The organism is Bacillus cereus group sp. BfR-BA-01331, assembly GCF_022663915.1.
Taxonomy (GTDB): Bacteria; Bacillota; Bacilli; order Bacillales; family Bacillaceae_G; genus Bacillus_A; species Bacillus_A mycoides.
Map to the genome: position 1 here is coordinate 105236 of NZ_JAKUGJ010000014.1, position 11267 is coordinate 116502.

Sequence of the window (11267 nt, forward strand, 5' to 3'; positions counted from 1 at the left end):
CATTAGAAACTGAATGAAAAGCTGATAAGGAGATTGTTAAAATGAAAAAAAGAGTGACATTGCTTTTATTTATTATATTAATAATAGGCACAGGAGTTAGTTTTATACATGCTAAGGGGCATAAAAATATATCACAAGAGGATTTACGATTAAGAGGAAAAACAATTGTAATTGATCCGGGGCATGGTGGAGGAGATAAAGGGACGAAAGGAAAGAAATTTGGAACGATTGAAAAAGATCTTAATTTAAAAGTAGCACAAAATATAAAGAAAGAATTAGAAGAAAGAACGGATGCAAAAGTTATATTGACACGTGAAAAAGATACTAGCTTACTTCCAGAAACAAAGCAAAAAGAAGAATTACAAGCACGTGTCAAAGTAGCTAAAGACCATTCAGCGGATCTTTATATTAGCATTCATCATGATGCTTTTGAGGATATAAATGTAAAGGGAATAACAACTCATTATGGAGCTAATAAAAGGAAAGATAAAAAGTTAGCTAAGACCGTACAAGAAGCTATTTTTGATCAAAATATAGACAGCCGAGATCGAGGTGTTCATGGCAGTGATTTTCTTGTCTTACGAGAAAATCCTTCTCCGGCTATCCTAATTGAGTTAGGGTTTACATCTAATGCGAATGATGAAAAAAGAATGAATTCAGAAGAATTCCAAACAAAATCGCAAAAAGGTATTGTGGATGGCATTATTAATTATTTTATTATGTAATAAAATAGGCAAATAGAAAAATACTATTCTTTCTAAATCTTAATTAGGAAGAGTAGTATTTTTTATTTTGGGTGTATATCCAGTTTTCAAATTAGAAACAAATATTCTTCTAAAGATTGGATGCAATAGGCTATTCTTTAACTGATTTCGACATTATCTGCATCTTATCTTTATCCGTCTCTATTAATCTATTTATTGTAGATACGGTTGAAACTAATGATTCAGTCGAGTAAAGGCTCAGCCTTATAAATAATGAATATGAAAATTAATAGGGAAAGGATCGAAAGATAATGAAAGAATCACAAAGTAAGAAAAAAACAAGTCGATTAACTAAGGTAATAATATCTCTAGGAGTTGTTTTAGCAACGACCTTTTTCACATTCTTTTTAATAGGGGAATGGAACTCTATCCCAGCGAAAGGAGTAGCTAATGAAAGTAGTAAACAAGTTAATACGCAACAACAAGAAAAGAAAAAGGAAACACCACCAGCAAAACAGAAAAGACCTGATGGAAAGCCAGTAGGAAAAGTTGTGTATTTAACATTTGATGACGGTCCTAGCGAATTAACTGGGAAATTTTTAGATGTACTAAAAGAGCAAAATGTTGCTTCGACATTTTTTATGCAAGGTAGTAATTTACAAAATACAGGTTTTCAGGAAAACGTAAAACGAGCAGTAAAAGAAGGACATTATATTGGTGCACATAGTATGACACATAATAGTGATAAGCTATACAAAAAGGGACAATTTGTACCAGAGATGAAAGAAACGTTAGATCTTATCCATAATATTACGGGTACAACTCCTAAACTAGTCCGTCCACCATATGGATCTGCACCAGGATTAAAGGGTGAGGAAATTCGTAATCAAATTGTAGAAGCAGCAATAAAAGTTTGGGATTGGACAATAGACTCAAATGATTGGAAATTAAAAGATAATCCAACTCAGATTATTGAAAATGTAAAGAAACAGACAACAGAAGAAGTAGAAGTTGTTTTAATGCATGAAAAGGCGCAAACATTACAAGCTCTTCCGGAAATTATTAAATTTTATAAAGAGCAAGGGTATGAATTTGGGGTATATAATGATGAAAATCATTTTCGTTTAAACTTCCAGAAAGATCAACGTCTATAGTGAACGAGGTTATCTTAACAAGATGTTTTTTTATTACTAAATCAATAACTAAGCCAAAAGTCGATTTCCTATACGATAAAGAAATCGACTTTTTCTTTATGAAATTTTACTTTGTGTATGAAGTCCGTATTTTAAGTTGAATATATTGATCAACGGTATTCGTATCGCAAACAGCTTATAAAGGGGATAGCACCGCCACATTGCTATCAAGCTAAGCTTAAATAAGAATTAATTCAACTGAAATTTTTCTTTTTCCTAGATAGATGTATCCTAAAAATAAGGTTATACCGCTTATCAAACATGCAGTTTTTGCAAAAAAACATTTACATACCTTCCCGCAAATATGTTAGAAAAATCTTTGCAGCACTTGAAAATGTTTGATGTTTTTTCCAAAGAATATTTAATCCAGCCTCTAGCATAGGAGATAGGGGGCGGAAGCAAAGCGTACTTTCCTCAGAAGTATTCATAAGCTTATCAATACACAATGCATAGCCTATATTTTCTTTTACGAGTAAGGATGCATTATAGAGTAAATTATATGTACCTATAACATTTAAGTTTTCAATTTCCTCCCCAAGCCATCCTGATAATTCATTACTTACAGCGGTTTGTCTTGATATGATAAGAGGTTTATTTAGTAAGTCTGTTGGATGGATATAAGCTTTTTCAGCTAAGGGGCTGTCTTTTCGCATAAGTACGCCCCATACATCAGTAGCTGGCAACTTTAAGTAATCATATTTTTGTTTATTTGCTGGCTCAATAACGATACCAAAATCTAATAAACCACTATCTAATTTTGTTGTAATGTCATCAGCATTGCCGCTATATAAATGAAATTTAATGCTGGGATGATGGGCAACAACTTTTTTTATAGTTTGTGCAATGAACTGCATTGCCTCTGTTTCTCCAGCTCCAATATGAATTTCTCCACTAATAATTTCAGATTGCTGATTAAAATTAGCTTCTGTTTTTTCTACTAAATCCACAATTTCTTTTGCTCGCTCCAATAAAAACATACCTTCGTCTGTTAAAGTGATTTTTCGATTTCCTCTTACAAACAAAGTAGTTCCAAGCTCTTCTTCAAGGTTGTTTAATTGTCTTGATAATGTAGGTTGTGATAAATGCAATGAATTTGCAGCAGCAGATATATTTTCTTGCGTTGCTACCGCAATGAAGTAGCGTAATACACGTATGTCCAAAAAACTCTTCTCCTTCGTATGCTTATTTGTTATAGGAACGTATTCAATATAGGTATTTGTTATCTTGATAATACCATTTTATAATCACATTACCAAAATCATTGATGAGAAGTGAAAGAGGAGTTGAAGTGTTTTTTATGAAGAATTCAAAAAGTGTATTAATTTTTATATTAGCAGTAGGGGTTTTCGGTATTCTTAATACTGAAATGGGGTACATTGGCCTGCTTCCAGCATTATCAGATCATTTTGATGTAAGTGTTTCGAAGGCAAGCTTAATGGTTAGCCTGTTTGCACTCGCCATTGCCATTGCGGCTCCAACGCTTCCTTTAGTTTTTTCGGGTGTAAATCGAAAAACGGTTATGTTATTAGTACTAGGAATCTTTATTATCGGTAACATTATTTCAATTTTTACAACGAATTTTACAGTTGCTTTAGTTGCACGGGTAATTCCGGCTTTCTTCCATCCAGTGTACGTATCGATGGCTTTATCAGTAGCAGCAACTTCAGTTAGTACCAAAGAAGCTCCAAAAGCAGTTGCCAAAGTGTTTATTGGGGTTTCAGCTGGTATGGTTTTAGGTGTACCGATTGTCAACTTCTTAGCAAATGTATTTACACTTGAAATATCGTTAGCTCTTTTTGCACTTGTTAATATTTTTGCGTTTATTATGACGATACTATTTATTCCCTCTATGCCTGTTCAGGAAAAGCTTTCTTATGGTTCGCAGCTCAAAATTTTAACAAAGGGCATCGCATGGCTATCAATACTTGCTGTAACATTTTTAAATGGAGCGGTATTTGGAATTTATAGTTATCTAGCTGAATATTTAGATGTTGTAACAAGAATGTCGCCATATATGATAAGTATCATGTTATTTGCTTATGGGTTGGCGAATATTATCGGGAATATTCTTGCAGGGAGATTACTGATAATAGCTCCTGTCCGTATGGTAATCATTTATCCAATTGCTCTAATTGCATTATATATTGTCTTTTTCTTTGTAGCAGACCTTGTGATTCCAACGGCAATTCTTATTGTAATTTGGGGTATTTTTGGCGGGATGGGGGGCAATGTCAACCAATATTGGATGATGTCTTCAGCATCTAATTCACCTGATTTTGTTAATGGATTATTTTTAACTTCTTGTAATTTAGGGACAACAATTGGTACCGGGATCGCAGGCATAATTATTGCACAAATTGGAACGGAATATATTTTATTTGTAGGTATATTTGCATTAGTATTAGGGTTCATTTGTATTCTGCTTCGCAATATGTTGTATAAATCTACAAATGCCTAAATGCTATTTTACGTTACATTACTGTGGAAAAGCGTATTCGGGGTGTGTTATGAAGAAAATGAGTAAGTTTTTATTGCTTTTCATTGTAATGCTAGTATTAACTGCTTGTGGTAGTTAAATATTTAATACGTAGCAATCCTATAACTCTGGGAAAGTTTGTTTGTGATTACAAAGAATTATTCTTATAATAATATAAATAATCTATTTTTTAGAATCAGAAGGGATAGCTATGCAAGGTAAAATTATTGTTATGTTTCAAAAAGATTTTCGTTTATATGATAACCCAGCTCTATTTGAGGCTGTTCAGTCCGGTGAGGTTTTTCCGGTATATGTACAAGATGAAATTTTTTCAATGGGGGAGGCGTCAAAGTGGTGGTTACACCATGCTATAGTAGATGTCCAAAAGCAACTTGAGGCATTGGGCTCTACTTTAATAATTCGTAAAGGAAATACACAGGAAGAAATACTTTCTCTCATAGAACAATTAGGTATAACGGCTGTATATTGGAATATTTGTTATGATCCGGACAGATTACAATCTAATCAAAAAATGAAAATGATGTTAGAAGATAAAGGTATTATCTGCAAGGAATTTAATTCACATTTATTATTAGAACCGTGGATTATTAAAAAGAAAGATGACACTGAATATAAGGTTTTTACGCCTTTTTACAATGCATTTCAAAAGCAGTCAATACCTAAACCTATTAGTAAAGTGCAGAGTATAAAAGGGGGAAGCTCTCTACCAGCAAGCTTATCCATTTCAGAATTACATTTGCTGCCGACTATACCGTGGACATCTCATATTGAATCAATATGGGAGCCTACAGAAGAAGGGGCATACAAAACATTTAAGAAATTTTTCTCTAGTAAATTAGCATCTTATAGTGAAGGAAGGGATTTTCCAAATCAATACGCTCATTCAATGTTGGCACCTTATCTTTCATTTGGTCAAATATCAGTGAGGTTGATGCATCATTACTTAATAAATAAAAGTACCGAAAGACAATGTAGTCTTTTTGAAAAACAAGTGAATAGTTTTATACGTCAATTAATTTGGCGAGAGTTTTCTTATTATTTGCTATATCATTATCCATTTACAATATATAAACCTCTTAATAAAAGCTTTGAAAATTTTCCATGGAATAATGAAGAGGAGTTATTAAGAGTATGGCAGAAGGGTGAAACTGGTTATCCGTTTATTGATGCGGGAATGCGGGAATTATGGCAAACAGGTTTTATGCATAATCGGGCAAGGATGGCTGTAGCCTCTTTTCTTGTAAAGCATTTGTTAATTCCGTGGCAAGAAGGAGCAAAATGGTTTATGGATACACTACTAGATGCTGATATTGCAAATAATACAATGGGATGGCAATGGGTTGCTGGAAGTGGAGCAGATGCATCACCGTACTTTCGTATTTTTAACCCTATCACACAAGGAGAAAAGTTTGATAAAAATGGAGAGTATATAAGAAGATGGGTACCAGAATTAAGAGATATACCGAATAAATATATACATAAACCTTGGGAAGCACCTGAGCATATTTTACAAAAGGCCAATATTAAGCTTGGTAATACATATCCTTTTCCAGTTGTTGATCATAAGGCAGCACGGGAGAGAGCACTTTGTGCATATAAAAGTATGAAAGAATTTGTATAAAATAAATGAATTAATTAATATGAATTTGATATGTAAAGGTTATAATGAAAAGTATAAGAATGTCCATTTACATATTAAAGTTTTATTCATTGAAAGAGCATACGAATCATATAGAGTTTCTAAAACCTTCTATTGAAAAAGGAGAATGTTTATGAAAAAATCTAGTATCATAGTGTTTTTACTAACATATGGTTTGTTTTATGTTTCTAGTATTTTATTTCCAATTGATCGTATTTGGTACGATGCGCTAGAAAAGCCGTCTTGGACACCTTCTGGTATGACAATCGGAATTATTTGGGCTATATTATATGGACTTATTGCATTATCAGTTGCAATTATTTACAACAAATATGGATTTAAGCCAAAAACATTTTGGTTTTTATTTCTTTTAAATTATATGTGCAATCAGGCGTTCAGCTACTTTCAATTCAGTCAAAAAAATTTGTTTTTAGCAACAGTAGATTGTTTACTAGTCGCTATTACTACGTTACTTCTCATAGCGCTTTCTTCCAATTTATCTAAAGTATCGACATGGTTGCTAATTCCATATTTTTTATGGGCTGCATTTGCTACATATTTATCTTGGACAATTTATAGTATAAATTAAAGACGCAAATAAAAACTTGAGTATAATAAAAATGCTCGAGTTTTTATGTTTATTAATGATAATCTAAAATATAGAATATATACATCTTAGGGAGGTCATATATGTGAAGAAGTGGATGAGAATTTTTCTGTACTCTTTACTAGGTATTTTACTTATGGGAAGTATTACGTTTTTTGTTTGGTCTCAGTTTACTTATAAACCAACGAAAGAGGCTTTGTCGTTAGTAGATGATAAAAAAGATGAAGAGAATATAGTTTTTGGAGAGAAAGATGCTAAAATAGGGGTTATTTTTTATCAAGGAGCTAAAGTAGAAGTTGAAGCTTATAGTTACTTAGGGGAAGATCTTGCAAAAGATGGACATTTTGTAGTGATGCCTAAGTTACCATTAAACTTAGCGATATTTGGAATAAATGTGGTAGACAGTGTAATTGAAAAGTATCCTGAAGTTCAAAAATGGTATGTTGCTGGACATTCAATGGGGGGAGCTATGATTTCTAAGTATGCCTTTCAACATGAAGATAAGGTAGACGGGATCATTTTCTTAGGCTCTTATCCTGCAGATAATTTCTCTACTAAATCGATGCCAATGTTATCAATTTATGGGGAAGTAGATGCTTTAGCAACTGTAGAAAAAATAGAGAACAGTAAAAAGTTAATGTCAAAGAATACAACTATGCACATGATAAAAGGGGGCAATCATGCTAATTTTGGCATGTATGGTGAGCAAAAAGGTGATAATGCGAGCTTAATTACGCCAAAAGCACAACGAGATGAAACAGTGAAAGCAATTGAACAATGGTTATTAAAACAATGATAATTAATTTAATAAATTTATTGAAAGAATTCTCTTTCCTCAAGTGTGTTAAGGGCGATGGCCCAATGGTAGGTGGAAGAGGTAATAAAGAGCCAGCTCATACGAGTAGGCTCTTTTATTTCCAATTGGTCCTTTATTTTCTCGGGAATCTCCTTTTCAGAAATAACGTCGTAAGAATAGACATACTTTCCTTTCACATGAATTTTCAAGTAAGTTTTTCTTATAAAATCATTAGGGGTGCTAGTTCCTACTGTATATTCTTTCTCATTTCTTGATTCATCAACGCCTTTTAGTGAGTACATAGTTCTTCCTTTATGATGATAATCCGGAACGCCATATCCTTTCGCAATGGCGTATACATTTTTTTCTTCAGCAATCGGATTAAATCTGTCCAAATCCCCGCGTAATATGAAAGGTAGTAAGTATATAGGGAGGCTTATTCCTATTATGCAAAGTACAAATTTCTTCATAATTGTTTCTCCTTTTATGTATTTACATTTTCAGTATAGAAAAAACTTCTTATGAATATAGAGGGGAATTCCTTAAGTTTTTCTTAAAAAAATTTTAAAAGTAAGGTTATTTTAACCAAAATTTTCATGAAAATACCTATCAAAAGAACGAATGTTCTTTTGATAGGAGTGATAACCTTGCATGATTATTCTCTTTTACCAAATCGCATTATTCTTTGTGTAGATCTTCGTAGCTTTTATGCGAGCGTATCATGTATTAAAAAAGGACTTGATCCACGTTATACAAAATTGGCTGTCGTAGGAGATGTGAATCGGAGTGGATCAATCGTATTGGCAGCAACACCGCCATTAAAAGCGTTAGGAATTAAGAAGATGGCTCGTTTGTATGAAATACCGAAGCGGCAAGATATTATTATTGTGAATCCAATTATGCATACGTATGTGAAATGTTCAAATCCCATAATGGGCTTAGCTTTACAGTATGTTGCGCCGGAAGATTTTCATCAATATAGTATCGATGAATTTTTCATGGATATGACTGCGAGTATTCATTTGTTTGCGAGTTCACATTTAAGTTTAAGAGAGAAATATATGAACGTACGCGGATTGAAAGTACGATTGGTATTGGGCCAAACTTATTATTGAGTAAAGTAGCTTTTAAAACATAAGAACAAGCTATTAGAAAGTGAAAATGAGCACTTAAAAACACAACTAAAAAAAGAATTAGGAGAAGTGTATGAAAATTTATAAATATATGATGTTGTCGTATCAGTTTTAAGATAAAACACTTAATAGAGCCAGTGGCTTTGAACACTTTTATTTTGAGAGAAAAGAATTTAAATCATAATGATACATATTAAAATCTTTTGCAAATATTTCTTGAACCAACTGAGTTGTTTCTGCATCATAAAAACTATCATAAGTAGGTAATCGTGGGAAAAGAGGGGTTGTGATATCACCGTCTGCATAAACTCCTTTGTAAATCATCTTACTCTCTTGATAATGCCAAGCCTTTGATAACAGATCTAATGGTGATTTTTTTAATTTATATACTTCTTCTAGTTTCGAAATTCCTGTGTTGAAATTTTCTAGATAAATATAGTTCGTAACGAATTCCTCTTCTCCTTGTATATATTGTTGTGTAAAGTGAGGATCTACTTGATCTAATTTGGTCATGTGTGCTTTTAAATAATACAAAAATAGTTTAAAGGAAATGGGTTTATTGCAGGTTTCATCACCATACAGAAATTGTCGAATGGGTTTCCATGCGGGATTCTCAAAATTTGGTGGCGGAATCAGAGCAACAAAAGAACTTACTGCTCTTCTATAAGGATTTCTTACTAGTTTGTAAGTATTCTTCTCTTTAGTTTGTAATCCACTAGCTAATTGTGCTAAATAATGTGTAGAGTTTTTATATACTTCATACTCATAGTTGTGAATGAACGGGTTGTATTTTATCGCTTCTTTAAATAAATTAATTTGATAAAAAAACCAGTGGGCTAGCGAAGTACAACCGCTTTTTTGGCTCCAAAATAAGATTAGGGGAAAATCTTTATGGAAATGAGGGGCACGCCCTTGCTTGTATATAAAATTATATAGTTCTGTATGATCCATTTTGAACCTCCATTCTTATATAGCAAAAGCATAAATTTTTTTAATAAGCGATAACTAACTTTAGTCCACTAACACCAATTATGATAGCTAGAAATATTTGAAGGGGTTTAACGGGAATCTTAGTGGAGAATTTACTACCAAGTATGACACCTGGGATAGAACCAATGAGTAAATGAATTAACAAGAGATAATCTACGTTGCCTAAATTCATATTTAGTATGCTTGCAACCGTCACTAATAAAAAAGCATGTGTAATATCTGTGCCTACTAACTCGGATGGTCTCAGTTGATATAAATATATCATTGCAATAGCGAATAAAGAGCCTGACCCCACAGAAGTAAGTCCCACGATAAAACCGAGTATTGCACCAATAAGAATTGTTAGGCTCTTTTTTTGTACCATAGTCTGTCTTTGAAAATAATTTTGTGTAGATTCATTATAGAAAAATGCCTTTATTAAAATAGAAATTGCCGCAAGGATTAGAACATATCCTAATATATACTTTATAATTCCTTCTCGACTATAGTGAAAGAGGGGTAAGAAATGAATCGTTACTACTGCGATAATTGCACTAGGTATACTCCCAATAGCTAGATATTTTACTAGTCTAAAATTGATGGTCTTCTGTTTCCAGTGTTGGGATATTCCAAACATTTTAGTAATAGAGTTATATACTAGATCAGTTCCAACAGCTACAGAAGGACTTATACCTAATGTTAGAAGAAATGGAGTCAGTAATGCGGCCCCACCTATCCCTGTTACTCCAACCAATCCCCCTATAATGAAACCCATCATTATAATAGAAATATTCATTGTAATTCCCCTTCCATACCGATGGCTCTTACTATTCGTTACCATTTTTAAATAGCCGTTATATATGGAGATTTACAAGGGATATTTGGTAAGAAAATTCTATTTTTCTTATATCCATACATATCAAAAAAAGAGTAACTAAATGAAAAATGGTAACTACTCATGCCATTGTATTTAAATACCAAGGTAAGGGTGCCTTAATTTTGTAGATGAACTGTTAGTGTATTAAAAATAACTCATAGGTGTGTCTTAAATTTCTAGTCACATTGAAATTTAATAGCGGTACAGCCGACATAAGTGTGAAAATAGTTATAAGGATACGTTCTTTTATAAATTTGTTTATCTTGCTGTTAGGTCATATAGATTACATAAAGTTAAAAAGTTGTTGTCATTCAAGAATTAAACGAAGATCTTCAGTTTGTTGTGCATATTGCATGAACCTGTCCCATGCGCGTAAAGAAAGTATAAAAAATGTTTAAATAATATTCCTTTTTAATGATGAAAATAACATCAGCATTTGAATATTGAGGGGATGTTAATATCTTAATAAAATAATTTAATAGTACCTAAAAAGTTAGCTATGATATAAGGAGCATAATAGTAGCGGGAACACATATTATATATAGATAAATGAAGTGTAATATAATCTCGCATATCAATATAATACAGTCGTATTATAGGAGTTGATGATGTGGCTGATAAAAATGAAATGCAAAAAATATATGAATTGCTTCAAGCTCATGCAATAGATCCTGATTTAATAGGGCCTACTTTTCCACCAATTCCATCAATAACATTTCCTACAGGACCGACAGGAGACACGGGAGCAACCGGAAGTACAGGGCCGACAGGAGACACGGGAGCAACGGGAAGTACGGGAGCAACAGGAGACACGGGAGCAGCCGGAAGTACAGGGCCGACAGGAGACACGGG

The 11267-nt window shown here is 32.9% G+C and carries 10 protein-coding genes and 2 pseudogenes; 8 read left to right on the plus strand and 4 right to left on the minus strand.

What is annotated here, in order from left to right:
• The first annotated feature begins 41 nt into the window (after window positions 1-41).
• Both MR155_RS21635 and MR155_RS21640 read left to right on the plus strand, forming a co-directional pair.
• Entirely contained in the window at window positions 42-725 is a 684-nt protein-coding gene (locus MR155_RS21635) for an N-acetylmuramoyl-L-alanine amidase family protein (RefSeq protein WP_219303017.1), read from the plus strand.
• A 290-nt stretch (window positions 726-1015) separates the two neighbouring features.
• Entirely contained in the window at window positions 1016-1858 is an 843-nt protein-coding gene (locus tag MR155_RS21640; RefSeq protein ID WP_242311055.1) for a polysaccharide deacetylase family protein, read from the plus strand.
• 323 nt (window positions 1859-2181) lie between these two features.
• Here the strand turns inward: MR155_RS21640 and MR155_RS21645 are convergent, their stop codons facing one another.
• Entirely contained in the window at window positions 2182-3057 is an 876-nt protein-coding gene (locus tag MR155_RS21645) for a LysR family transcriptional regulator (RefSeq protein WP_219303013.1), read from the minus strand.
• A 104-nt stretch (window positions 3058-3161) separates the two neighbouring features.
• On the opposite strand from MR155_RS21645, the gene MR155_RS21650 reads away from it, so the two are divergent.
• From MR155_RS21650 to MR155_RS21665, 4 genes are all read left to right on the plus strand, one after another.
• The gene (locus MR155_RS21650) at window positions 3162-4355 is read left to right on the plus strand and encodes an MFS transporter (RefSeq protein ID WP_219303011.1); all 1194 of its coding nucleotides are present in this window, start codon (window positions 3162-3164) and stop codon (window positions 4353-4355) included.
• Between the two features lie 229 nt (window positions 4356-4584).
• A complete protein-coding gene (locus MR155_RS21655) occupies window positions 4585-6015 on the plus strand; it encodes a cryptochrome/photolyase family protein (protein ID WP_219303009.1) in 1431 nt (476 codons plus the stop codon).
• Between the two features lie 151 nt (window positions 6016-6166).
• The gene (locus MR155_RS21660) at window positions 6167-6622 is read left to right on the plus strand and encodes a TspO/MBR family protein (protein WP_242311056.1); all 456 of its coding nucleotides are present in this window, start codon (window positions 6167-6169) and stop codon (window positions 6620-6622) included.
• A gap of 103 nt (window positions 6623-6725) precedes the next feature.
• Entirely contained in the window at window positions 6726-7436 is a 711-nt protein-coding gene (locus tag MR155_RS21665; protein ID WP_219303005.1) for an alpha/beta hydrolase, read from the plus strand.
• A gap of 116 nt (window positions 7437-7552) precedes the next feature.
• Here MR155_RS21665 and MR155_RS21670 read toward each other — a convergent pair.
• A pseudogene (locus MR155_RS21670) lies at window positions 7553-7906 on the minus strand (YxeA family protein); the annotation flags it as partial.
• A gap of 177 nt (window positions 7907-8083) precedes the next feature.
• On the opposite strand from MR155_RS21670, the pseudogene MR155_RS21675 reads away from it, so the two are divergent.
• Window positions 8084-8562: pseudogene (locus MR155_RS21675) on the plus strand (Y-family DNA polymerase); the annotation flags it as partial.
• Between the two features lie 160 nt (window positions 8563-8722).
• Here the strand turns inward: MR155_RS21675 and MR155_RS21680 are convergent.
• On the minus strand, window positions 8723-9520 hold the full coding sequence (locus MR155_RS21680; RefSeq protein ID WP_219303001.1) for a sulfotransferase family 2 domain-containing protein: 798 nt from the start codon (window positions 9518-9520) through the stop codon (window positions 8723-8725).
• A gap of 40 nt (window positions 9521-9560) precedes the next feature.
• Window positions 9561-10334, minus strand: a complete 774-nt coding sequence (locus tag MR155_RS21685; RefSeq protein ID WP_242311061.1) for a sulfite exporter TauE/SafE family protein — start codon at window positions 10332-10334, stop codon at window positions 9561-9563.
• Window positions 10335-11025: 691 nt separating this feature from the next.
• On the opposite strand from MR155_RS21685, the gene MR155_RS21690 reads away from it, so the two are divergent.
• The coding region (locus MR155_RS21690; RefSeq protein ID WP_313897562.1) for an exosporium leader peptide-containing protein at window positions 11026-11267 on the plus strand (242 nt) is incomplete at its 3' end.